A 23037-nucleotide genomic window follows, 5' to 3' on the forward strand; every position below is an offset into this window, starting at 1 on the left:
TCTAGCTACCAGTGACGGTAGCTTTTTTTATAAGTTAAGTCATTCGGATTAAGTAGGACTTATTCTAACACATTGCAATAGTTGAATATCACTCAAGTGCAGATGAAATATGGCTATATAAAAATATCAAATTATCACCCCTTGAGGTATTGAACTATCATTTCAACAAGTGTTAAATCTTTGTTCGAGCAGTCTTTTCCAAGAAAAGTGGTCAGGTTCTAAAGAGAAAATCAAAAATCCAACTACCGGAATAAAAATGTTTATTAAAATCAAATTCTTCATTTTTTTCACCCACAAGAGTTACTGATACTATTAAGACAACTGAGAGGAATAAGTCCTTAGAAATTCTTATTGAACTAATCTGCCATTTTGTTGAATAAAAAACGCTACCTAAATTGGTAGCGTTTTTTATTTAACTCTAGCATGCGTTAGCTGAACAAGAAAGTACGGTACTAATTAATAAACATGAAATACATCATCAAATATTTCACCAGTTTCATATTCAAAAACCATTCTATATTCCCCTACTATTTCTTCATCATATTCAAAGCTAAGACGAATAATCACGTGATTATAATCGTCATCTGGCCAGTTAGTAAATGTAAATGAAACTGATTTAATATATGTTGAAAGTTTTTCTAGTTCAAATCCATCTTCAAAAGTTTCTTTAAATTCTTCAGGGTATTCTTCCTTCCAACTATTAAAGTTCTCCCAAAATCCTTTTATAGTTTCATCTTCTAAATCTTTCTCAGTTACCCACTTTTTGAATTTCTCGATATTAATAAAATTAGACATTAATATTCTCCTATTTGAAATAATTCATTAATTATAAAATTAAATGATTGTATTATTCATTAGCTCTCTCCAATTATTGAACTAATGCATTGTGTTAGTTGAACAAGAACTCACATTTCCAATTGGGAAATTCCTGATTATGTTCTAGAAGATACTCTTTCATAATATTCGAATCTTCAGGGAATCTTCTCTCCAATTCTGACCACCCAACAAACCTGATTTTATTTGGTAACTCAACGACACCAGAAATGATCTCCCAAAACGAGTCCCAGTCCTCATTATAATAATCTGGAAATTTCAGTTTTTTTTTCAAAAGTGAGTGCAATTCTTTGGTAGTTCGTACGGTTGATACATTAATGTACAACGTGGGTGATTCAGTTTTTTTCTTTTCAATTTTGGATAGAAATACAATAAAATAAGGCAAGACAAATAAAAAAAATAATAAAATAGAACCCAGTACAAAAATTGTCATCCTATTACCCCTTACATCTCAAAAAGTGCTTGGACAAAATTATTTTAATTAAATTAATAACAATATTTTACCATGTTTTATTCAACTAAATTGCCAGTTAGCACAAAAAAAAATCGACTTTTTAGCCGATTTTGTTGATTTTTAGTTATTATTTTTCTAGTTTACTATCTATCTCATTTAGTTTTTGAAGGATTTTATCTAGTAATAATAGTACATGTATCGGAAATCCAATAGCGATACCCACTAATGGAGCATAAGTACCCGCAAAAAAGTATGATACAAGTATTGAAGTTATATAAATAATTACAATTAATGTGCCATATAAACATCCTTTTTTGTAAATTATACTAGATCGTGATCTTCAACTAACGCACTGTATTAGTTCTAAATAGTTTTACAACGAACTAAAAGGAACTAAAATGAAAAATACACCTAAAAAGAAAATTAAACTTTTAGCGATGTACCATGGTAATAATAAAAAGAGTTCTACTGAAAAGTATGTACTCCCTCTCTTTCTTGCTTTATCATGACGGTCTTTTGTATGAAAATATGCAATTCCTATTATTCCAATACCAATCACTTGCACAAACCAAGCCCCTGATGAAATGTAACTATTCAATTTGATTCTCCCTACCAAAGCAGATTAAAGGTTGTTCAACTATTGCATGCGATAGTTGCATTATGTTATGAATTTTTAATATAGCCCATCCTTATTTAAGTTAAAATGAGCAACTCAATCTATTTCAATATTAATTTAGCAACAGTTTCCTGAGGAATAGTATCAGGGCGAAAACAGTTTCCAATGCCCTTCGGAAACAACTTCAACCTCTCCGTCGATTACTTTGATGGCGGTATGATCGTCAATCGCATACGCCGGCCCCGGCATCCCTGCTGCCCATCTCTCTGCGGCAGCACTGGTGTTTCCTGGCAGCATCTCGTGATTTAGGTGCGGAAAGATTGAAAAATCAACCAGTCCCAGTGTTTCATCATCACCGTTTGGCGGAGTCCAGCCAACGAAGTATTCCCCTATGTTAGGTCCCATCACCATGCTCCCAGCACTCATTCCCACATAGACTGAGTTCAGTGACAGTACAAGATCTGCCAGCCCAGATTGACGCATCCAGTGGTTCAGGTATAGGGCGTCACCGCCTGACACCAGCAATACATCTGTCTCCTGAAGCAGTGGTTTCCAGCGGTTTTCGTCGATGCTTGGCAGCGCTGTGAGCTCCAACACGCCGACTGATTTCCAGCCGAGGCTGACCATGGGATTTTCTTCTTTCCCACTGATGAACTCCCAAGCTTTGACGCCAGGACCAACCCAAGGGTGTCCATACATCGCAGTGGGGATGCACAGGGCGTTGGAGTCAGCAATTGGCTTGCCTAGCATATCTACCAACGCGTCGAGTATGCTTTTGTTATTGATGCCTCCAGATGTAAGCAGAAATTTCATAACTTCACTCCTTGTCCTAGTTTGGTAATTTCAATTTTGTTCATTCTTCTATAATAGCAACCCTAGCTTTATGACTGATTAGAACACTTCAATTTAATCAATGGGCGAATCGGAAAATTATTCATGTAACTTCTTTATTCAACAAACGCACTGCGTAAGTTACATTAGAATGTTACTCTATTACTTAAAAGCATCTGCTACTATATTACTGAATTCTTTTAAATAATAAAGATAATGATCTCCACCATAGTTATATCTTTTGTTATACATTTTAGCAACAACAACATTATATTTAGGTATTACTAGAATAGTTGGACCTGTTATTCCTAATATTTGATAAGATCCTTGTGGTACTCTATCACCAATCTCACTCTTTTTCCTCGGAATATCTTGAACATACCAAAACAAGCCATTTTGTGGTAAATCTTTATTTTTATTATTAAAATTTTGAACTTGAGTTGCTATTTCAATAACTTCATTGGGGACTATCTGTTTTCCATTTAGATTTCCTTTATTCAAATGAAGATTACCCCAGTATGCAAATTCTCTTGTTGAGACATGAAGGTTAGACTCGGAACCATCATTTGAATATCCTAATTTAAATGATGCTTTTTTGTCAGGATTATCAATTACTTTAACTAAACTCTCATTTTCTTTTGTTTCCCAGCTAGTTTCTTTAAATCCTAATGGTCTAAAGACCCTTTCTTTTAGAAGATATGGAAAGCTTTTGTTATACAGTTTTTTTATGAGATTTGTCATCATTAATATGTTAATCCCTCTATATGCCCATCCTTGACCTGGTTCAAATTCTCTAAAAACTGATCCATTATCTGTCTCATTCAAGCCATGTGAATGTGTAACTAAATGTCTTATTGTTGTTTTTCCAAGTATTTTTTCATCTAGTTCATCAAAATATTCGATTGCATAATCATCAAGGCTTTTAATTTTCCCTTCATATAGTGCAAACGCAACTGCTAATTCTAAATAACATTTCCTTGCTGAAGCAACATTGAACTTAGATGTTAATGTTACAGGTATAGAATTATCAGAATTACTATGAAAACCATTATAATTTTCTAGCACTATATTATTATCTTTCATGATTATTAAAGCTGAAGCAGAACTTCGATTTCGAACATTTATATTCTCTACCCAGTTTACTATTTCTTTGAATTTATCACTCATATACTTTATCCACCTATTACTTCTTTTAAGTTTATAAATTCAACATTTAATTTGAATTTCCTTGTTCAACTAACCTTCCATTTTTGTTGAATTAGAAAATGCGATCTTCTATTGAAATATCGCATTCCATTAGTTTAAGGAGTGTATGAGCAGTCACTTTTATTTTTGGCAAAATAGTTAGTGGCATCCTGCTTTTTCTGAGAAAAATAATAGGTCATATAAACAAAAGAAATTTAGCTGCATCGGAAGTGATTAAAATATAATAAGATTACTATTTAAATCATAAAAAATGACTATATCATATTCAATTAAATATTAAAAAAGACAGCAAGTAATAAATGCGGTCTTTCAGCTTGTTTTTATTTAGAAATAAATGCCTTTTTCTTTTGCAATAATCAACATTTTTAAAATTTAATAAAAGTTATTCAATATTCTTTTAAATGGTTATTACTGAAAAAATAAACCCATGATTCATATTTTTCTTTAAGTATTCTTTCGTTAGTATTTCCAATTTCCACCATTCGCTCTGTCAGATTGCTAATTTGATTAGTCGGGTTTATTACCACCTTAGACGAATTACTAATTAGAACTGGACGATTTACATCTATAGAACTCTTGGGTTTTCTAATTCTTCCCCATTTTATTTCTGAATTACTTCTTATTAATACCTCGGCAGTATAAATTGCAATATCCATCGCAAGAATTTGTGTTCCAACACTTAATTCTTGCGTCTCTATTTCAATTATGTTTCGAAGTTGTTCAGGAATATTCAATTTCTCGATCATGATTTCTTCTTGTGTCTTTTCCTTAATTTCAATTTGGTCTAAGAACCAACGCCACAATGGTATCAATGATAAGGGACTAAAATCTAGAAATTCAGTTGAATCATCGGTCGTATGTTTTATTGCTTTTTGTAATAAATCTAGACGTACAGGTATTTGACTCTCAAACCAATTTAAAAGTGCCTTCGATTCTTTAGCACTTAATTCCCTAAAAGATTTTATTTCAAATGGTGGTTCCATTATTGGATATTCCATAAATTATTTACCTCACTTATTGTTTAACTATGATGAAACTCAAGGTACTCAAGGATATTTTTTGAAGCTCCAACTTTGGATACAGGATCCTAATACAACTACCTTGGGAGTACGAAATAAACTACCATTCACTGTTGTGAATCTGAGGATTCATGGATGGCTAACGCAGTGCGTTAGTTGAGTAAGAAATAGTTCATTTACTCTTTAGAAAACTTCAATTTAAATTACACTTAATATATTTTCTATATCTACTAGATAAATATCTTTATCCTTTGTTAAGAATAATTTATTATCTCTACCTTTAGCATAATCATAGTTTAGAGATTTACCCTCTTGATCCAGAGTATAAAATAGATTCTTACTCCTATTTTGTAACGAATATAAATATACCTCACCTTTTCTACCATAATCATGACTAAACAAAGCAAAATCATTCTTGATAGCAAATGCATGGCTGCCTCGAATGGGAATATTTTTAAATATTTCATAAGTATCTTTATCTTTTTCAATTTTAACTAAAGGAAATTTCGAGTAATAGTAAATAAAAACTGTTTCATTTGAAGTAACATTTAAAGCATAGCAATCAGCAATAAAAGGAACTTCATTATTTGATTGTTTAACAAAATCTATATAATTAAAGGTTTGTGATCCTTGAGTATCAAAGCATCTTAATCCATAATCCATATTTTCATCAAAATAACTCACCCAAATATCTGAGTTTTTAGTAGTTTGCACATCTTCAATGGCATCGCCAAATGAGAAAGTTTCCAAAGCGTTGCCTTGAACGTCATAAATAGTTGCATTGTTAATTAGACATTCGTCATCGTCAGTTCGTGAACTAACCAGTAACCAATTTTCCTCAATTGGTTGTGCAAATTCAAAAGAGTAAGAAACAGAAGGGATTTCAATTATTCTTATTTCTCCATTTATAAAATGAAAAATTTTATATAGATATTTTCCCTTCTCTTGCTTTACTGTTAGCAAAACCAGATTCCCATTATAATCTATGCTAATCTTAAAAAAATCGTTTTCACCTGCGATTTCATCAACATTTTTGTAAAACGTTGGCTTAAAATTCTTCATAAATGTTATCCCCCAAGATGTTCATATAATGATAAGATATCATAAAGATTACTGTTCTTCTTATTCAACTAATCTGCCATTTATTTTAATAAAAAAGAACAGCCTTTGGCTGCTCTTAATCTTTAACTATTGCATACGTTAGTTGAATAAGATTTAGTTTTATTTTGAATTTTAAATTCCTATATGATAAATTTTATGACTATGCTTTTCGACTTCAACAATTAGTGCGATTAAAGCATCCAATTGTTGAAGAACTTCATCTTGATTAAAAGTAATTTTCTCGTACTCTCCATCTTCTTCATGATCACCTTCAACGTACATACCTGTTAAGATTAATACTTTCGGAGCACTAGCAAATATCATTCTCCACCCAAGTAGAACGTCTTTTAAAATAGTTGTTGAGTTTTCATCGAAAATCGTAATTCCGTAATAATCTAGACCCATTTCATTAAATCCCTTTGTAAAAGGTGTTCTTTTTGATGGTACCCAACTTATCGTATCATTCATATACAGAATAAGTTCATCCTGTATTTTAACGTGAGCTACTCCAAATTCTATTATAGAATCCATGTAACCAATTATATCATTTTTTAATGTTACATCCTTTGGTACTAAATAAAAATCATGGATTAATGGCATTAAATATTAATCTCCTAATTAATTTATAATAATTTTAAATTTATTTTATCATTTACACTTGAACTAAACTTCCTCTTAATATAATAAATTAAGAACTGCCGAAACAGATCTTGATCTACAACTATCGCACTGCTTTAGTTGTATAGCTTCAAACTCTTGGTTTTAAATTTAAAGGAATTAAAATTACTGCACTTTTGTCACTGATTTATTGATAGCTATAACGTGAAATATAAACCTAATAAATAATTGACCTAGAAAATATAATATAAAATAGAAAATTGGAGAAAAATTTCTTTCAATTATTTTATATGGACCATCTTCTGGTATAAAAATTTTCACTAAAATAATAGATAATAAAAGCACGAGTGCATTTACTATGAAAAAGCGACTCATTCTTAATCGAACTAGCAGTAACGCCAGAATAAGAGTTGCAAATAATAAAAAATAAGATGTATACGGAACTCTGTTCAAGTCAAACCATGTAGTAAAAAAAGGAATCGGTAAAAAATAAATTAAATAAAAAGCTTTTTTCACTAAAACTACCTCTCTCGAACTTTTAAATTAGAACATTAATTACTTCATAATAGTAACATATTTTATTATTCCTTATTCAGCTAAACTGCCATTTTGTAGAATAAAAAAAGCTAACTGAATTGATAGCTGATATTCACCTCAAGCATGCTTTAGTTCAATAAGGATTTAGATTGAAGAATTGCGCTCCAAGTCAAAAATATTGATTTGTTTCTCTTCGAATAAAGTTTCTAAAGCTTCTATTCCATATTCTTCTGCATAATTTTTTTCTTCTTTTGAAATAGGAGCAATCATTAACCAAGTAACTTTCTTTTTCTCGAAATTTAATGTTTCTAATTTATTTTCCCATAAATAAGGATTAACAAATAAAATATGCTTCATGTCACTATGAGGCAAATACATACTAACTACATTCTCAAATATTGCTCCTGGGAAACATTTATAATTAGAATTGATAATGTAAAACGCACAGGAACTCAGTAGATTTGGGAAACATTCAAATTCACTTGCTCCCACTAATTCAACTCTTAGCGGCAATTCATAATTTTCATAACCAATAGAAAAATCGGAAAGACCAAGAGTAGCAAAAGCAAATACATTATCGTCAAATTGAGTATCTTTAGAAAACAGTATGTCAATTGAACTTGCTTTATTGTCATCCCAATATTTATTAACTTTAGGCTTACCTCCAAATACTTTTAGTGCAAATTTAGCAATCTGTTTGTTTTCTGTTGATACGCTCATTTTTAATTCCCCACTCAAAGATGTTTTATTTAAAATCATTGGTACTAATAACGTAATTATATCATTCCTTATGTAACTAACCTGCCATTTTGTTAAATAAAAAAACGAGCTGCTAGCAACTCGTTTTCTTCAACTAAACCATGCGTTCGTTGAATAGGGATTTTTATGAGACTTTACTCTTGATATCGGCTATAAGTGAAGACTTCAACCCAGAAATTTTTCCAACCACTTGGCTAGAAATCCCTTCCATTAAAGCCTTCTCTGCTATTTCTATTGAATTATTGGTTGATTCAACGAGATTTTTTATAAACCTGTTATCATCGAAATTAAGAATATCATCTTCAGTTTCTCCATCCATTGTATAAACAGATTTATATGAACCTATATTTTCGTCATTATAATAAATCCATAGAAGGACATAAATAAAATCATTATAATTAAATATATGAGTAAACTGGATTTTTTTAACCTCTAATTCAATTAATCTTTTATCCAAATCTCCAAATTCAAATCGGAATCCTCGTTCCTCCAGTTATCAAGGTATGTCCAAAATCCATTAATCGTTCTGTCTTCTATATTGTGTTTTTTATACCATTGTATTAACATTTCTGAATTCATAGCTTCCCCCTTTGTGTCACTTTCCCGTTATATATAAATAAAGTGCAACAAAATAGATACTTATGTGTAAAATGGAATAAATTTTGAACAACATACTTAAACAACCCTTGTCTTTCCAACAAAAAATAAGATATCCTAAACCAATTAATGAAACAATAATATATAATGGTGCAACTGCAAGATGTGTAAAGTTCATATTTTTCTCCTAAATTATCTTTACCAGTCCTTTCTACCAAAGCAACCGAAAGTAGTTTTAATATACCGCTCACAATAAAAACAATACCTTTTTGAACTAAATCATTGTTTTAGTAGAATAAGAAACTTATTTATATTTATAATAGTTTTCTGCCGAAAATATAGACCAATTCCAGTAATCATCACCTTGTGCCGCAATGATACGATCTAACCATAACTCAAAATTAGTATGCAACGGTATTACATCTTCTTCAGACCCGTCATCAATAAACCAATGTATATAATTCCCATCTCGATTAGGAGTTGGTTTACAAAGATCTGCGTCAATTAGTAAATATCCATCTTTACACGTTCCAATTGCAAATAAATTACGTTCAAATGCTGAGTGTTCTTTCCAGCTTTCATACAGTTCCAACGTGTATTCTATTGAAAATAATTCAATACCATCACCATATTCAGATGTATATAACAGACTTGAACCATTATGTAGTTTTAAAAAATCCTTATAATCTTGTGGTAGCGTATAGCCTGTTTGATCCTCAAATAATTTTAAAGCTTTTTCAGATGCTGATGCTTTGAAATCACAAGTAACTTCGTAAACGATTCCTTCAGTATGTTGGATATAAATTGTGTTAGCTTTTTCAAGTCTTTTTTTCAGTCCATTTAGAGTTCTATTTAATAGCTCCATTTACTTCCTCCTAAAAGGTAATGTTTAACTATATTGTACTTGATAAAAAACATTATTTGTTTCTTTTTTTAGCCTATCCATATTTCACTAATCTGCCATTTACTTTAATAAAAAAGAACAGCCTTTGGCTGTTCTTGATCTTCAACTAATGCATTGTGTTGGTTACATAAGATTGTAAATATTTATTAATATTGAATAAGATTTAAAATTCAATTCCAGTTTATTTAACAATTTCAATCTGTTGTAACTTTGCTTTTCCTTCACTGAATAGAGGCGTATACATTTTACTTGATTTATAGTTTACTACCATAAAATATTCTCGTTTATTTTCAATCAAATTCCAGACATTTTCATCATTTACAATTACTTTTCCTGTTCGATCATTGTTATTAACATCTACTACCTCAATGATATATTTATCTTTTGATTGAATTTTATCTATTACTTTAGCAGAGAAAGTTGTACTATTATTTACTGGTTTGTATGTAGAAGAAAAAACTCTATATCCTGTAAATAATAAAGTCAAAGCAATTACAGTTAAAAGAATACCTCGCAATTTCATGATCGATTTACTCCTATTTTATTTGTAAGAGAAGATTCTCATTAAAATTCTTCCTATTATCTTGTTTCTATAAATCTTCTTTAAATACCTTGTTTCTTATTGAATTAGACTGCCATTTTGTTGAATAAAAATAGAGCTGCCAAGGCAACTCAACTCATGTTAATCAACTTAATTACAACAATAATAACTTATTAAATTACTAATATTAAGTAACACATACATGCTATGAATATTGAACCGCAAAAAAGCAAAGTGACTATTTTCTTTAAATACCATGGCAATAAATTTATCAGTGATTCAAATATTGCACCTATAATTTCAGGACTATGCCCACTGAAAGCCTCATTATAATAAAACTCCTTACCTTTAAATGATAAACTTATTAGTCCTGTAAACGTTAATAATGCGGTGATGATCACGAATATAGTCATGTTACTTCTCCTCTATGACTTCTATATATCATATCGTTTCTTATTTAATTAAAATGCAATTTAGTTGCAGAACCTAAAGGTTTAGATAAAGCAGCTAATAAAAAACTAATAAAATTTTTTATGTAAATTTTTAAAAACATTTATAGCCTGAAAAAAATATTCATTATTCGTTCCTTCATCTTCAAAACTCCAACATGTTGATAATACAGCATGCGAATATCCCCATAGGAGTACTCTTTCTTTATTTAGATTCAATTCTTTAACAAGTAGATCAATTCGATTTTCTAGAGTCGTAAAAATATCTTTCCCCTCTAAGTTGTTCAAAAGAAACTGGATGATGTCATATTCTCTTTCGCCTATTAATCCTTTTGGATCAATAATTTTCCATGAGTTTTCTCCAGCATTTAATATATTATAATGATGTAAGTCGCCGTGAAGTAAGTATTTTGTAGATTGTGTACGATTCATTTCTTTGAAAATATCAAATGCATCTAATAGCATTTCTTTTGATATAGGGCCTAAGCCATTAGGAAATTTTTCAAGGATTCTTCTTAAGCTATTTTCTCTACTTAAAATGGAAGGTATTTTAGTGTATTTAGGTGCAGCTTTCCATAAATTTTTCATCACTTTGACGGCAATACCCATTGCCTCTTGTTCATTTTCGATCGTAGCAAGAGTGTCACCAGGTAATAGTTGTTCTAAAATTAGGATTCCTTCATTAAGATCGGAATCAATAACTTTAACGAATTCATTATCTTTAAACTCTCTTAATGCTTCAACCTCACTATTAAATTCCTCATTAGGGACTGATAGTTTAATTACTGCGTTTTTTTGACCATCAATTAAAATTGGTGCTACAAAATTATATGATAATTCAAATGGTGATAATATTTTCATATTCCATCGAATTTCACATCTATTACATAAGTCTTCAAAATTCTCCAGCCAAATTTCTCCTTTTTCTTTATGGATATCTTTAATCGTTTTTATAAACTGTTCTGGAAGAGTTATCATTTAATCACCTTTTTTATATAGAATAAATGTAGAGTTGGACTGAAGTACTCTTACTCTGGAAAAATAGAAAAGTTGAGTCCTACATTTTTTTAAAATCACATGGAGAACTCAACTTCCATTAAATGAAAGATAGAGAGAATAATCAAGTTAGTTGTTCTTTTAATTTGTACTCTTCAATTAATCGATTATTTTGATACTTACCTTTTGCATATTGAATAATTTGATCTTTAATATTTGGATATAAGATGATATTGTCTAATTCATTAATTGGTATCCACATTACGCCAGTTTGATTTGGATCTGAGTTTGGTGGCATCGTTGGAATTGAGTTTTCTTTAATATGACAGCGGAACATTAAACTTAATCCATGTATTTTATGACCGGTCATTTGGGGTGCATTTTCTGAAACAAATACTAGTTCTCCAACCTCAACTTCTACACCTGCTTCTTCATATGCTTCTCTTTTTACAGCTTCAATAATTGTTTCACCAGGTTCGGTACCACCAGCTGGTAAATTATAGTGAATTCCGTCCTCATCTTTAAATTGAATTAATAAAACTGAATCATTTTCAACAATTAAAGCACATGCTCTTACACGAATATGATACATAGCCTATCTCCTCCCCCACCAAAAGTGATTATTCCATTATCTAAAAAATAAATTCAACTTTCAATCTATTTTTATGAATCAAGAAGAAAGACCTAAATAATAAAAAGGCATCATGGTATAGGTCCATGAATGCCTTCTAGTCAAAAAATACTATCCATTATTTAACTTGACTATTTAAAAAATAAGAAGAAAGAACTTGTTTCATAATTTGGATTGCTTCATCTATTTCTTCGTATGATAGATTGATTGGCGGTAATAATCTTAATACATTAGGGCCAGCAGTACCAACGATTAAACCATTCTTTAAAAATTGTTCCACTAGTTGATCCACAGACAGATGTAGCTCGATACCGACCATTAATCCTTTACCGCGGATTTCTATTATTTGTGGAAACTCTTCTTTTATCTCAGCTAATTTTTCAAATAAATACTGTCCTTTATCTTTTACACTATTTAAAAATTGCAAATCATTAATAATATTGACTGTTTCAAATGCAGCAGCCATTGCTAAATAATTCCCACCAAAAGTTGAACCATGTGCACCAAACGAGAATGTATTAGCTAGATTGTTCTTACCAAGCATTGCTCCAACTGGAAAACCATTGCCTAAACCTTTTGCTAGCGTAATAATATCTGGATTTAGTGGAGTTTGTTCATAGGCAAACATTGTTCCTGTTCTGCCCACTCCGGTTTGTACTTCATCAACAATGAGTAATAATTCATGTTTTTTACAAAGAGCTTGAACCCCTTCAAAAAAATCATTATTACCAACTATGACACCACCTTCACCTTGGATTACCTCCAAAATAATTGCTCCAGTATTTTCATTAATTTCATTTTGTAAAGCATTCAAATCATTATATGGTACATATGTAAAACCACTTAACATTTCACCGTATCCTTCATGAATTTTAGACTGACCTGTAGCAGCCATTGATCCAAAAGTACGTCCATGAAAACTTTGTTTAAAACTGATAATATGAGATTTACCTGAATGTTTTCTTGCTAATTTTATAGCTGCCTCATTCGCTTCTGTACCACTATTACAGAAAAATACTAAACCATCCTTAAAGCTTTTTACTAAATTTTTAGCTAACTCTTCTTGTTTTTTTATTGTAAATAAATTTGATACATGCCAAATCGATTCAACTTGATCTTTTAGTGCATTTACAACTTTTGGATGACAATGACCTAAGTTACAAACAGCAATTCCACTTAAAAAATCTAGGTACTTGTTATTTTCGTCATCATATAGGTAAGTACCTTTTCCATTTTGAAAATTAATTGGTTTTTTATTATAAGTTGGGAATAAATTACTCACTTAACACAACTCCTTTTGTAAATACTGTACCGTTAATCGTTCCATTTTCATTTAAGAAATTCTCACCAACAATTGCCACTGAATTTACTACATTTAATGCATTTAAGGCACTCGTAACTTTAGGAATCATTCCACCATAAATTGTTTTTTCATTGATTAATTTATCAACTTCACTTGGCGTAATTTTTTCAATCAATTTTTGTTCAAGATCTAAAACACCATTTGTATTTGTGATAAAGCAGAGTAGCTCTGCATTCATTGCCTTGGCAATACTTTTTGCCGCTTCGTCAGCATTAATATTATATTTTTGGCCAATTTTATCCACCCCGACAGGTGAAATAACTGGTACATAATCATTGTTAAGTAGTAAATCTAATAGATTCGTATTGACATCTTCAATTTCTCCAACCCAACCTAACTTTCCCTTATTATAAAGTGAAGCTTCCAGTAATAGATTGTCACATCCTGATAGTCCAATCGCTTTAATATTATATTGATTACAAATTATCGTTAAATCTTTATTGATTTTTCCGTTTAGTACATATTCTACAATTTCTAAAACTTCGGATGAAGTCTTACGAATACCGTCTACCATTTCTACTGGAATTGAAAACTTTAATAATAAGTTATTTATAAGTGGTCCGCCTCCATGAACAAGGATGACTTTTTTACCACTCATTTTTAATTGATTAATATTTTCAAAGAATGTATTTGATAAGTTATGGATTAAACTACCACCAAGTTTAATAACGACTGTTTCCAATGTTTATTTCCCCCTTATGTGCGATAGCTTGCATTTATTTTCACATAATCATAAGTTAAATCGCAGCCCCATGCAGTACCAAGTGCATCTCCTTCGTGCAAATGGACATCAATATAAATAATCTCATTTTTCAAAGCATTTTTAGCCTCTTCTTCATTAAAATCAACTGGTTTACTTCCAAATAATACCGTTACACCATTAATGGAAATATCGATTTGATTAAAATTACCTTCAACCCCACTATATCCAATGGCACCAATAATTCTTCCCCAGTTAGCATCTTCACCATAAACAGCTGTTTTTACTAAATTTGATCCGACGATTGTTTTAGCAATTTGATTTGCATTTTTTTGGCTAGAAGCTCCATTTACATTTACTTCAATTAACTTAGTTGCCCCTTCACCATCTCTAGCAATCTTTTTAGCCAAATCTTCACAAACAAATTGAAATGCAGCTACAAAATTCTCCCAATCTGGATGACTTTCAGTTAATTCCTCATGTTCAACAGCTCCATTTGCCATAACTAAAACCATATCATTTGTTGAAGTATCTCCATCAACTGTAATTTGGTTAAATGTCTGATCTGTCACTTCTTTTAATAAGGTTTGCAACTGACCAGAACTAATCGTAGCATCAGTTGTCACAAAACCAAGCATAGTTGCCATATTTGGATGAATCATTCCTGAACCCTTAGCAGATCCAGCAATCGTTACAATTTTCCCGTCAATCAATACTTCATAACAAGTCGTTTTTATAACAGTATCTGTCGTTAATATTGCGTGACCAAAATCTTCTCCATCTTCCAAATTATTACCGATCGTTAACTTGTCGATGCCGCTTTTTAATCGATCCATTTTTAAATATTCACCGATAACACCTGTTGATGCGATTGCGACTAAATGTTCTGGTAGATTAAGATGCTCAGCACACCATGCTCTCATTAAATAAGCATCATCCTCTCCTTTTTTACCTGTACATGCATTTGCACAACCACTATTTACTAAAACCGCTTGAAGCTTATTACTATATGCAATACTCTTTTTAGTAATCGCAATTGGTGCAGCTGGAAATAAATTTAATGTATAAACTGCCGCAACTGATGCTGGCTTCTCAGAATAAATTAATCCTAAATCTTTACGTTTATAACGTAGTCCAGCATGAACTCCACTCGCATAAAAACCATTTGGTGATGTAATTGTTCCATTTATTTTTTTTATATTCTTTTCTTTTGTTATCAACTTTTATCTCTCCTTATGGAAATATTGGTGTAAATTGTAAACCTGTTTCATCTGGTAAACCTAACATTAAATTCATATTTTGAATTGCCTGCCCTGCTGCCCCTTTAACAAGGTTATCAATAACAGAAACGATTGTGATTCGATTTGTACGATTGTCATAAGTAGCGTATAAATCACAAAAATTTGAGCCATAAACATCTTTTGTACAAGGTACTCCGTCTCTTACTCTCACAAAATAGGAATCTTCATAACTTTGGTTATATATTTCTTTTAATTCATCGTTACTAATTTCACGTGTTGAAGTAGCATACATTGTTGACAAAATCCCTCTTGTCATTGGTACTAAATGTGGTGTAAATGTTATAAAATCCTGGCTTGAATCAATTGTTCCAATAAATTGTTCAATTTCAGGTATATGTTGATGTTCAGTAATTTTATAGGCTGTTAAATTTTCATTTCGATTCATAAATTGAGTCGTTTGATTAGCCGTTTTTCCAGCTCCAGAAATTCCAGATTTAGCATCTACTATAATTGAATTTTTCTGTACAATTCCTGCCTTTAATAATGGCGCGACTCCGAGTAGCGTTGCTGTTGGATAACATCCCGGATTAGCTATATTATTGGATTGTTTGATCGCTTCTCGATTAAGTTCAGATAGTCCGTATGTAAATTCATTTGTTTTTGAAAAGCAAGGATGTGACTGTTTATACCATTTTTGGTATGTTTCTTCTTTTTTTAATCGAAAATCTCCTGATAGATCAATCAATTTTGTTTTTGAAAAATCGATTTCTCCCATTAACTCACTGCTAACTCCATGTGGTGTAGCAAAAAACAAAATATCATTTTCGGAAACCGATTTATTTTTATTCCACTTTTTTATTGCACCACTAGTACTAGTAGACAAATGTGGATAATAAGTAGTCAAATCTTCCGTATAATCTGATGTTGAATAAAAATTCATAACGCTTATTTCCGGATGCATTGATAGTAATCTTACGAGTTCAAGACCACCATATCCAGTTGCCCCAATAATACCGACTTTCATTTTAATTTCCCCTTTTATAAAATTATATTCTTCATTATAGTTATGAATAATTATAAAATCAATTGTATTTTTATAAATATTTAAAAATAAAAAAAGATTAACCAATTTTCTTGATTAATCTTACATTATTTTTTATTGTATTCTTTAAATAAAAATAAAGTAGTATAACTAGTTTTTTACCTTATAAATAATACTCAAATACTTTCGCAATTTTTTCTTTTACTTTTTCTTTAAACGGTAAATTTTTAATATAACTAGGCGTAATTTCAAAAGCATGATTAAATACATCGTCTAATTCTGGTTCTACCTGTTTGATAAATTGTTGATCGTAAATATAACAATTTAATTCATCCGTTAAATGAAATGACCTCGAATCAAAATTTGTAGTGCCAATCATTAGTACTTTATCATCAATGTTCATTACTTTACCGTGAAAAATGCCTTTTTTAAACCCATAGACTTTTATGTTATTTTTCCATGCTTGTTTTATATATGGAAATGCTGCTTGTTGTACTAGAAGTGCATCTGACTTATGAGAATATAGTATTTTTACTTCGATTCCTCTATTTGCTGCATCCAATAATGAATCCCATATCACTTTATTATTCGGTATAAAATATGGAGAATAAATTGTTATAGACTGTTTTGATTGTTTAAACAATTTACTATATTCTTGCTCAATTCCTATTTTAGTATAAGAAACAAATTGATGCTGGCTTCTTCCAATTTTTTTACTGATCTCCATTTGAGTAATTTTCTGGTCTGAATTTTTTCTCCAATCATGTACAAATTGTTTTTCTAAACCTTCAACACCGCTGCCAACTAATCTAAGCTGAACATCTTCCCACGGTTTTAACCCTTTTTTTTCATCAATATACTTTTTCCCTATATTAAACCCACCAATATAGCCAATTTCCCCATCAATAATCGTCATTCGACGATGATTTCTATGATTTATCGATGCAAAAAAATAGGATAATTGCGGTTTATTAAAATAGGTAAAATGTACTCCATGATCAATTAAAGATTTTCTTTCTTTCCGTTCTAATAAAATCCCACCAAGACGATCAACAGCATAATAAACTGGAATTCCTTCATCACTTTTCTTTTTTAAGACATCTAAAAATTCATGTGAAACACGATCATTAGAAACTGAAAAAAAGTAAATATGCACTTCCTTTTTTGCATTCCTAATATCATGAAATAATTGGTTATTTAACTCCCTTCCGTTCGTATAAATCGACAAATCACTATGTCCCATTGGATAAGTTATTGGCTTTTCAGCAAAAATATTCTTTTTTTGAGCTTTCTCCATTTCAATCTCATTTAAAGCAAATAAGATGACCAATAGTGAAAATAGGAGTACTAAAGTTTTAAATATGAATTTTAATATTTTTTTCATAGATTCCTCTTACATAGTTTGGCATAAGAGTATTTTTTGAATAAAATGACTTAAATATCCATATTTATTTTAAATAATTTAAAGACTGTTAAATTCAAAAAGTTAATTTTTTGAACAAAATAAAAGGCTGTCTAATGAGACAACCTTTAACTACTCTTATTACTGAGAATTTTTATTTCAATCACCAAATACCAATTAAGCCTTTAACATTTTCATCAAGAAAGCAGTAGTAGGTAAACCAAATTTATTATCAACCAGATCTTGAATAGTTAAACTATTTATCACATTGAAATACCATACTAATATTTTACGTGGATCTTCCTTTATGAATTCGCCACTCTCTTGTCCTTTTATAAAAATTGGTATTAGTAAATCAATTAAATAATCAGGTGAATATTTTGATAATAATTCAGTCACTTTTTCTGGTACCTCGGTGTTTTTCCTCGCTTGTTGGATAATCATAAATGCATATTTATGATTTTCGTCTAACATTTTTTCAGTTAATAATTCTAATAGTTCGTAAGGAGTTCCTTGGAAAAACTGCAATGAACTTAACTCATTTTGAGACTCAATCATTAAACCTTCAATAATTTGAAAAAACAACTCTGCCTTTGATTGAAAATGGCGAAAAATTAAACCTTCACTAACATTTGCTTCAGTTGCAATGACACTTGTTTTCGTATTTTTATAACCATTCAAAGCAAAAATTTTCAATGCTGATTGTTTTATAAGCACCTTTCGATCAGTTTGTTGAATATTATCTTTTGGTAACAACTTACTCACTCCAATTTTTATACATTCTTCCTTAATTACATTGCTAATGGTTTCACTCTATTTATCAATTCATTTAAAAACTGGTCGGGTCTTGCAAAGCAAGCTAAATGTCCAGCATTATTTATATAAATAAACTCTTTTAAAGGCGCTTCGATTTCTTGCAAAAATCGTTCTGCATTTTTCGTAGGGGTAATAATATCATTGTCTCCTTGAAAAATAAAGAAAGGAATTGAAAATACTGTACCTAACCTTCCATAATTAAAATTCATTAGTTCGTTAAATAATTGCTCCCCTGAAAATTTCATCCCTTTAAAAATATCGAATAGATCGTTCATATTATGTTGTGGTGATGAAAGCATTGAAGGTAAGATAAGGTCCATGACCATATTAGGAACATTTTTTATAGATTTTACTAAAATCTGATTTCTTTTATCATAATCTTTTTGTGTCCAATTTGTTTGATCTGGGCCTAGTTCTTTAAATTTCTTCAGTCCACTCGTATTCCCTGTATCAGACAAGGCATCAATGGCCAATTGATATGCAATATTTTCATAATCATAACAGTTTTGATCAGTCCCTACATACGCATAAAAGAGATTTGGCCTTTTCTTTATCATTAATGTAGCAATTAGACTACCGACGGAACTTCCAACCAAAATAATTTTATCTTTCTTAAGTTCATCACAAATTAGACTCCTTAATTCAATTCCATCTTCTGCCAACTGGTTTAATGTAATTTTACCACAGCCTTCTTTCCCATTCCTTTTAAACGTTTTTCCTGCACCTCGCTGATCCCATTGAACAATCGTAAAATGCCTTTCCCAAGGACGGATTAAAGAACTAAAAATAGTATAAGTTGAAGCAGGACCGCCATGAATTAATAATAGAACAGGGTTTCTTCTATCTTCTCCACGGATTGTAATCCATTGATCAATCCCCCCAATAGTTACATACTTTTCTTCATTAATCATATATTCAGTATTAATTTCTAACTTCTTTTCATTTTTTCTTTGATTAAATTTACGAAAAAAGATATCGGGTAAAATATTGGATTTTGTCATTTAGAGTTTTTCCTTTCTAATATCTTTTAATGAGTGAGTTACTCACTCATAATATATTATGCATCTTAGTCTGTCAATTCTACTTAGGGGATATAACAATGTCGGAAAACATCAATTTTCCATTTAATCCCATATTTACTTTAAGATATTTATTAGTTAGTCCAATTATGTTTGTTTATTTTCCTTAACTGAAATTTCGTTCCAAAAATTTTTAATAAAAAGTCGGTCGAGTTGTACAACTAAGTAATTCCTTAGTTCAATAAGAATTTTTAAATAGTATCTATTGATGTATGAGTAAAGTACTAAAAAAACTAATCATCTTATATTTCCAAATTTTTATTAGCTTTTTTTTCTAAAAAATAACACAAAATAGATATTATCAATTACTAAAAATCGGAGTTGATTTATAGCTGTGAAAAAAGTTTTTTTTATTGTAATCTTGTCCCTTTCATTAATTTGCTTTGCAGATTTTACTTACGCTAAGACAAACGAACCTGTATACACTCCAATTAGCTTTCAAATAGAAATTCAGGATTGGGAAGCTGTTAACAAAATAATCCCAAAATACTCGTTGTTCACTGTTATAGATGTGGAAACTGGTAAGAGCTTTAATGTACAAAGAAGAGCTGGTAGTAGGCATGCAGATGTTCAGCCATTAACAAGAGAAGATACAAGGATCATGAAGGAAATATATGATGGGAACTGGAGTTGGAAAAGAAGGGCTGTATTAATTTTAGCTGATGAAAACCTAATCCCTGCGTCCATGCACGGAATGCCACATGGTGCAGGTTCGCTTCCAAACGGTTTCTGTGGTCATTTCTGCATTCATTTTATGGGAAGCACGACACATCGGACAGGTAAAGCAGACTTATCTCATCATGTGATGATCCTTAAAGCTGCTGGAAAGATTAATGAATATATGAACAACTTACCACCTTCCCAACTGCTAAATGTATTGTTCGTTTCTATTAAAAACCAAGATAAAGGCTTGGTTAAAAAAATTGCCATAAGTAATCAAAAAAATATTAAAAAGGATCTTAAGAAAATAAAAAAAATAGAAGCAATACAGTGGACTTTGCCTCAAATAAAGAAATCAGGGGCATTTTCATTAGAAACTGAAATCCCAGTTGAGGTTAATCTTTTTATAAAAAATAGGGGTCGAATTAGGACTAAACTTTCGTTTACATTGGTGAGAACTTCACCTATTTCTCCTTGGAAAGTGAATATGGATCCTTTGTTTTCTAGCATTAACTAGTACTGTCTTTTAACATTTAATAGGGCTACCATAGTAGTAGCCCTTCTAATCGACTGAATGCATATCAAATCCTTACTCAGTACTTTTATACATTACTATAATATTGAAAACTGATCTAAATATAGAAATATCTCAACAAATAATCCCATATTGGATATACCATCTAAAAACTTCACTATTTATTGTTTAACCACGTTTTTCCCTATTTTTACTTACTAATTACAAATTTTCTGTACTTCGATTTTACCAACTCTTTTTAAATATTCTTACCTTCAACTACGATATCTTCAGCTACAATCTTAAATTCGATAAACGGAATGTCGAATAGGACATGAAATTCAAAACCTGGATTTGATGGATAAACTTCATCGTAAAGCCAAAAACCACCTTTAATATTCTCAGGCATACTTATTTCTTTAACTCCATTAAAAGTGAGTGTGATTTCAGAAAAATCATTAAATCCACCTTCACAATCTAAGTTGATTACAAATGTCTCTTTAGTAGGTTTTTCAAAAGATTTTACATTTGAATCATGTAATGAAATCTCATTTAATTTTACAATGTTTAATGGAAGTAAATCTTTACTCGAGTTATAGTTTATTAGATATTCTTTATCCAGATCCTCCATATTCTTGATGTATTCGTCCTTCCAACGATTAATCATTTTTCTAAGTTTTTCTGATGGAAACATTGATATCAATGTTCCATCATTAATATATGAATGGAGGGACTCAGGGAGAAATTTAAGTAAATCTTTTTTTATAATTTCTAATTCTTCTTTACGGCTTTGAATATAATCGCTTCCATTCGCTTTAAAACGCTTAATAGATTTATCCCATTCTACTTTTGTTTCTGGAAAGGACAACAAGAAACCATAAACTTGCATTTTGTGATACCAGTCTTTTGAATAATACTTCATTTGTTTGAACTCCATTTCGCTGAGAAGCCTCATGAAAATTCTACTTTCTAAATTTATTAAATTCATCAATATATAATTCGACATAGCCACAATTTGGACAAACAGCTGCTTTAGGGCTTACAGAAATATTGTTCAAAGATCTTTTCCCTTTTTGATAAATCTTAATTTCATGACCATACATACTTTCAACTTTTATATTACAATTTTCTATCATTTCAGATTTACAGTGAATACAAATCCTTGTCATTCAGACACTCCTAATAAAATAATCATTATAATTTCTAAGTTTATTTTATCTAATATTCCTAGCTTTGTAATTTGGGGGATTTTTGCTTTTTTACATATCATTTAAGATACTTATATCCAACTAATCTTTTGGTTAAAACTTTCTATTTTTGGTGTAAATATTAGCTTTATAATCAAAAAAAGATAATGATACAAAATCATCATTCTCTGTATATTCTTATAGGTTTGTTTGTTCCGCATATTTTTTAAAATTATCTAGAATTGCTTGCCATCCTTGTTGTTGAAAATCAACTGGATTAGCTGTTTCAGGATCGAATGTTTCAATGACTTCTGTTTCGTTTTCTTTATTACTAAATGTGATAATAACCTTTCTTCCATCACCTAGAGTATATGCAATAACCTCATATTTTTTTACTTCATCATAAATCCCACCAAAGTCGAATCCAAAACTGCCATCTTTTGCTTCCATTCTTGAACAGAATTCTCCACCAACACGTAAGTCATTTACTGCAATTGGTGTATGTCAGTCGTCTGAAGGACTATTCCATTTTTTAATATGTTCGGGTTCTGTCCAAAATTCCCATACTTTTTCAATCGACACTTTAATAGTTACTTTTACTGTTACCTTATTAGATGTTTCCATTCAATACCGCCTCTCTTGATTCCAATTTATTTTGAAGTAATCAATATTTGTGGCTACCATATTTTATACGATTTCAAAAAATTATTCTATCTATTCATTTGTTTAGTTTCTCTTGAATGTTTATTACACTGCCAAAACAGGTTTAATTTATTTAATAAGATATATAATTTAATGGGTAATATATAAAAGATTTATCAGGAAAAAGAAAGGATGGATGAAGATGGATCATCAAAAAAACAAATCCCCCAAATCAAGCATAAATTGTCCAAATTGTAATTCAAGTGTTTCCAGTAATGATGAAAATTCAAATATTAGT

27 protein-coding genes and 1 pseudogene are annotated in these 23037 nt (G+C 30.5%); 1 reads left to right on the forward strand and 27 read right to left on the reverse strand.

Annotation, left to right across the window (positions count from 1 at the left end; translation table 11 throughout):
* Positions 1-456: 456 nt before the first annotated feature.
* The 24 genes from BM319_RS04275 to BM319_RS04390 all read right to left on the reverse strand — a co-directional run bounded on the left by BM319_RS04275 (position 457) and on the right by BM319_RS04390 (position 19658).
* Positions 457-795 (reverse strand): hypothetical protein, encoded by a 339-nt coding sequence (locus BM319_RS04275; RefSeq protein ID WP_084006754.1) that lies wholly within the window; start codon positions 793-795, stop codon positions 457-459.
* A 94-nt stretch (positions 796-889) separates the two neighbouring features.
* Positions 890-1267: a barstar family protein gene (locus tag BM319_RS04280; RefSeq protein ID WP_084006753.1), complete on the reverse strand. Its 378-nt coding sequence runs from the start codon at positions 1265-1267 to the stop codon at positions 890-892.
* A 394-nt stretch (positions 1268-1661) separates the two neighbouring features.
* The gene (locus tag BM319_RS04285) at positions 1662-1886 is read right to left on the reverse strand and encodes a hypothetical protein (RefSeq protein WP_025568784.1); all 225 of its coding nucleotides are present in this window, start codon (positions 1884-1886) and stop codon (positions 1662-1664) included.
* 162 nt (positions 1887-2048) lie between these two features.
* Positions 2049-2717: a Type 1 glutamine amidotransferase-like domain-containing protein gene (locus BM319_RS04290; protein ID WP_069032518.1), complete on the reverse strand. Its 669-nt coding sequence runs from the start codon at positions 2715-2717 to the stop codon at positions 2049-2051.
* Between the two features lie 180 nt (positions 2718-2897).
* On the reverse strand, positions 2898-3902 hold the full coding sequence (locus BM319_RS04295) for a serine hydrolase domain-containing protein (RefSeq protein ID WP_069032517.1): 1005 nt from the start codon (positions 3900-3902) through the stop codon (positions 2898-2900).
* A gap of 425 nt (positions 3903-4327) precedes the next feature.
* The gene (locus BM319_RS04300) at positions 4328-4939 is read right to left on the reverse strand and encodes a hypothetical protein (protein WP_069032516.1); all 612 of its coding nucleotides are present in this window, start codon (positions 4937-4939) and stop codon (positions 4328-4330) included.
* A 219-nt stretch (positions 4940-5158) separates the two neighbouring features.
* Positions 5159-6022: a YxiH-YxzG fusion protein gene (locus BM319_RS04305; protein WP_069032515.1), complete on the reverse strand. Its 864-nt coding sequence runs from the start codon at positions 6020-6022 to the stop codon at positions 5159-5161.
* Positions 6023-6193: 171 nt separating this feature from the next.
* Positions 6194-6661 (reverse strand): hypothetical protein, encoded by a 468-nt coding sequence (locus BM319_RS04310; RefSeq protein ID WP_069032514.1) that lies wholly within the window; start codon positions 6659-6661, stop codon positions 6194-6196.
* 183 nt (positions 6662-6844) lie between these two features.
* Complete coding sequence (locus BM319_RS04315) at positions 6845-7195, reverse strand: hypothetical protein (RefSeq protein WP_069032513.1); 351 nt, start codon at positions 7193-7195, stop codon at positions 6845-6847.
* Positions 7196-7360: 165 nt separating this feature from the next.
* On the reverse strand, positions 7361-7936 hold the full coding sequence (locus BM319_RS04320; RefSeq protein ID WP_069032512.1) for a suppressor of fused domain protein: 576 nt from the start codon (positions 7934-7936) through the stop codon (positions 7361-7363).
* Positions 7937-8099: 163 nt separating this feature from the next.
* Positions 8100-8432, reverse strand: a complete 333-nt coding sequence (locus BM319_RS04325) for a hypothetical protein (protein WP_091021392.1) — start codon at positions 8430-8432, stop codon at positions 8100-8102.
* The gene (locus BM319_RS24555) at positions 8417-8554 is read right to left on the reverse strand and encodes a hypothetical protein (protein WP_175495549.1); all 138 of its coding nucleotides are present in this window, start codon (positions 8552-8554) and stop codon (positions 8417-8419) included. The genes BM319_RS04325 and BM319_RS24555 overlap by 16 nt, the downstream gene beginning before the upstream one ends.
* Positions 8555-8570: 16 nt before the next feature.
* Positions 8571-8750 carry a hypothetical protein gene (locus tag BM319_RS04330; RefSeq protein ID WP_025568792.1) on the reverse strand — a complete coding sequence of 60 codons (180 nt, stop codon included), beginning with the start codon at positions 8748-8750 and terminating at the stop codon, positions 8571-8573.
* A gap of 126 nt (positions 8751-8876) precedes the next feature.
* Complete coding sequence (locus BM319_RS04335; protein WP_069032509.1) at positions 8877-9437, reverse strand: SMI1/KNR4 family protein; 561 nt, start codon at positions 9435-9437, stop codon at positions 8877-8879.
* Between the two features lie 220 nt (positions 9438-9657).
* Positions 9658-9999: a hypothetical protein gene (locus BM319_RS04340; protein ID WP_091021393.1), complete on the reverse strand. Its 342-nt coding sequence runs from the start codon at positions 9997-9999 to the stop codon at positions 9658-9660.
* 536 nt (positions 10000-10535) lie between these two features.
* Entirely contained in the window at positions 10536-11444 is a 909-nt protein-coding gene (locus BM319_RS04350) for an aminoglycoside phosphotransferase family protein (RefSeq protein ID WP_091021395.1), read from the reverse strand.
* 142 nt (positions 11445-11586) lie between these two features.
* A complete protein-coding gene (locus tag BM319_RS04355) occupies positions 11587-12054 on the reverse strand; it encodes an NUDIX domain-containing protein (RefSeq protein WP_025568797.1) in 468 nt (155 codons plus the stop codon).
* Between the two features lie 157 nt (positions 12055-12211).
* Positions 12212-13375 (reverse strand): acetylornithine transaminase, encoded by a 1164-nt coding sequence (gene argD, locus BM319_RS04360; protein ID WP_025568798.1) that lies wholly within the window; start codon positions 13373-13375, stop codon positions 12212-12214.
* Positions 13368-14138, reverse strand: coding sequence for an acetylglutamate kinase (gene argB / locus BM319_RS04365; protein WP_091021396.1), 771 nt, complete (start codon positions 14136-14138; stop codon positions 13368-13370). The genes argD and argB overlap by 8 nt, the downstream gene beginning before the upstream one ends.
* 14 nt (positions 14139-14152) lie before the next feature.
* The gene (gene argJ / locus BM319_RS04370) at positions 14153-15376 is read right to left on the reverse strand and encodes a bifunctional ornithine acetyltransferase/N-acetylglutamate synthase (RefSeq protein ID WP_091021397.1); all 1224 of its coding nucleotides are present in this window, start codon (positions 15374-15376) and stop codon (positions 14153-14155) included.
* Between the two features lie 13 nt (positions 15377-15389).
* Positions 15390-16421, reverse strand: a complete 1032-nt coding sequence (argC, locus tag BM319_RS04375) for an N-acetyl-gamma-glutamyl-phosphate reductase (RefSeq protein ID WP_175495550.1) — start codon at positions 16419-16421, stop codon at positions 15390-15392.
* Between the two features lie 181 nt (positions 16422-16602).
* Positions 16603-17823 (reverse strand): phospholipase D-like domain-containing protein, encoded by a 1221-nt coding sequence (locus BM319_RS04380; RefSeq protein ID WP_091021398.1) that lies wholly within the window; start codon positions 17821-17823, stop codon positions 16603-16605.
* 195 nt (positions 17824-18018) lie between these two features.
* Positions 18019-18597: a TetR/AcrR family transcriptional regulator gene (locus tag BM319_RS04385; protein ID WP_286143678.1), complete on the reverse strand. Its 579-nt coding sequence runs from the start codon at positions 18595-18597 to the stop codon at positions 18019-18021.
* Positions 18598-18632: 35 nt separating this feature from the next.
* Positions 18633-19658, reverse strand: coding sequence for an alpha/beta fold hydrolase (locus tag BM319_RS04390; RefSeq protein ID WP_091021400.1), 1026 nt, complete (start codon positions 19656-19658; stop codon positions 18633-18635).
* A 412-nt stretch (positions 19659-20070) separates the two neighbouring features.
* Here BM319_RS04390 and BM319_RS04395 point away from each other — a divergent pair, with 412 nt between their 5' ends.
* Positions 20071-20913, forward strand: a complete 843-nt coding sequence (locus BM319_RS04395; RefSeq protein ID WP_069032500.1) for a hypothetical protein — start codon at positions 20071-20073, stop codon at positions 20911-20913.
* Between the two features lie 256 nt (positions 20914-21169).
* Here BM319_RS04395 and BM319_RS04400 read toward each other — a convergent pair whose 3' ends face one another.
* From BM319_RS04400 to BM319_RS04410, 3 genes and pseudogenes are all read right to left on the reverse strand, one after another.
* Entirely contained in the window at positions 21170-21832 is a 663-nt protein-coding gene (locus BM319_RS04400; RefSeq protein ID WP_025568452.1) for a DUF4085 family protein, read from the reverse strand.
* Positions 21833-21872: 40 nt separating this feature from the next.
* Positions 21873-22079 carry a hypothetical protein gene (locus BM319_RS04405; protein ID WP_025568451.1) on the reverse strand — a complete coding sequence of 69 codons (207 nt, stop codon included), beginning with the start codon at positions 22077-22079 and terminating at the stop codon, positions 21873-21875.
* Positions 22080-22295: 216 nt separating this feature from the next.
* Positions 22296-22721, reverse strand: a pseudogene (locus BM319_RS04410) (SRPBCC family protein).
* Between the last annotated feature and the right edge of the window lie 316 nt (positions 22722-23037).

This window comes from Bacillus sp. UNCCL81, from assembly GCF_900112535.1.
In the GTDB taxonomy this organism is placed as follows: Bacteria; Bacillota; Bacilli; order Bacillales; family Bacillaceae_G; genus Gottfriedia; species Gottfriedia luciferensis_B.

Bases quoted from the DNA above. Each gene is read 5' to 3' on its own strand.
- BM319_RS04275 (WP_084006754.1), bottom strand. From the start codon at position 795: ATGTCTAATTTTATTAATATCGAGAAATTCAAAAAGTGGGTAACTGAG.
- BM319_RS04280 (WP_084006753.1), bottom strand. From the start codon at position 1,267: ATGACAATTTTTGTACTGGGTTCTATTTTATTATTTTTTTTATTTGTC.
- BM319_RS04290 (WP_069032518.1), bottom strand. From the start codon at position 2,717: ATGAAATTTCTGCTTACATCTGGAGGCATCAATAACAAAAGCATACTC.
- BM319_RS04295 (WP_069032517.1), bottom strand. From the start codon at position 3,902: ATGAGTGATAAATTCAAAGAAATAGTAAACTGGGTAGAGAATATAAAT.
- BM319_RS04300 (WP_069032516.1), bottom strand. From the start codon at position 4,939: ATGGAATATCCAATAATGGAACCACCATTTGAAATAAAATCTTTTAGG.
- BM319_RS04305 (WP_069032515.1), bottom strand. From the start codon at position 6,022: ATGAAGAATTTTAAGCCAACGTTTTACAAAAATGTTGATGAAATCGCA.
- BM319_RS04310 (WP_069032514.1), bottom strand. From the start codon at position 6,661: ATGCCATTAATCCATGATTTTTATTTAGTACCAAAGGATGTAACATTA.
- BM319_RS04320 (WP_069032512.1), bottom strand. From the start codon at position 7,936: ATGAGCGTATCAACAGAAAACAAACAGATTGCTAAATTTGCACTAAAA.
- BM319_RS24555 (WP_175495549.1), bottom strand. From the start codon at position 8,554: ATGAATTCAGAAATGTTAATACAATGGTATAAAAAACACAATATAGAA.
- BM319_RS04330 (WP_025568792.1), bottom strand. From the start codon at position 8,750: ATGAACTTTACACATCTTGCAGTTGCACCATTATATATTATTGTTTCA.
- BM319_RS04335 (WP_069032509.1), bottom strand. From the start codon at position 9,437: ATGGAGCTATTAAATAGAACTCTAAATGGACTGAAAAAAAGACTTGAA.
- BM319_RS04340 (WP_091021393.1), bottom strand. From the start codon at position 9,999: ATGAAATTGCGAGGTATTCTTTTAACTGTAATTGCTTTGACTTTATTA.
- BM319_RS04350 (WP_091021395.1), bottom strand. From the start codon at position 11,444: ATGATAACTCTTCCAGAACAGTTTATAAAAACGATTAAAGATATCCAT.
- BM319_RS04355 (WP_025568797.1), bottom strand. From the start codon at position 12,054: ATGTATCATATTCGTGTAAGAGCATGTGCTTTAATTGTTGAAAATGAT.
- argC (WP_175495550.1), bottom strand. From the start codon at position 16,421: ATGAAAGTCGGTATTATTGGGGCAACTGGATATGGTGGTCTTGAACTC.
- BM319_RS04380 (WP_091021398.1), bottom strand. From the start codon at position 17,823: ATGAAAAAAATATTAAAATTCATATTTAAAACTTTAGTACTCCTATTT.
- BM319_RS04390 (WP_091021400.1), bottom strand. From the start codon at position 19,658: ATGACAAAATCCAATATTTTACCCGATATCTTTTTTCGTAAATTTAAT.
- BM319_RS04400 (WP_025568452.1), bottom strand. From the start codon at position 21,832: ATGAAGTATTATTCAAAAGACTGGTATCACAAAATGCAAGTTTATGGT.
- BM319_RS04405 (WP_025568451.1), bottom strand. From the start codon at position 22,079: ATGACAAGGATTTGTATTCACTGTAAATCTGAAATGATAGAAAATTGT.